Here is a 573-nt window from a genome sequence, read left to right as displayed (position 1 = left end):
CTCGGTGAATGCCGAGGGCTCCGGGGTCGCGTTGTTCTGATTCTGGGTAGGGTTCATCGTGCCGACTCCTTCCGTCGGAAGTGGGTTTGGTGGTTAGGGCGGCGGCACCGGGCCTTTGCTTTCCAGGGCTGTTGTGCCTGGTGTCGTCCGCTTGAGATGTGAAGTTGTGGTGGTGCTGGTCAGTGCCAGTGCTGCACGACAGTGACGCAGCGGTGACCACCGATCGCGGTGACCGCGAGGAACACCACGATCGCCGGGATCGCGAGGACACCGGCACCGAGCGCGGCCAGCCAGGTCCACACCATCCATGCGACGAACGCGAAGACGGCCAGCACGACCAGGGCCAGGACACCGCCGAAGCCGAACCAGAACTGACGGACCTTGCGGTCGCGCTCCCGGATCGCGGCCTGGCGGACCTTCCAGCGCCCGTACAGCAGCCGTTCCTGCGCCCGGCGGGCAGCCAGCTCGGTTGCATTGAGCCGCTCCAGGTCGGCGACCATCGCCGGGTCCGGGTAGTAGTGGACAACCGGACGGGTCGGCTGCGGTGCGGGCAGGTGCGTGTTGCGGGCCATG

Annotated in this window: 1 protein-coding gene; it reads right to left on the bottom strand. The window is 67.4% G+C overall.

From position 1 onward, the window contains the following. Positions 1-179: 179 nt before the first annotated feature. The coding region (locus ADL15_RS54220) for a hypothetical protein (RefSeq protein WP_067691827.1) at positions 180-573 on the bottom strand (394 nt) is incomplete at its 5' end.

This window comes from Actinoplanes awajinensis subsp. mycoplanecinus (assembly GCF_001509495.1).
Lineage (GTDB): Bacteria > Actinomycetota > Actinomycetes > Mycobacteriales > Micromonosporaceae > Actinoplanes > Actinoplanes palleronii.
The sequence above is the reverse complement of the archived record's forward strand: the minus strand, read 5'-3'. Positions and strand labels throughout refer to the sequence as shown.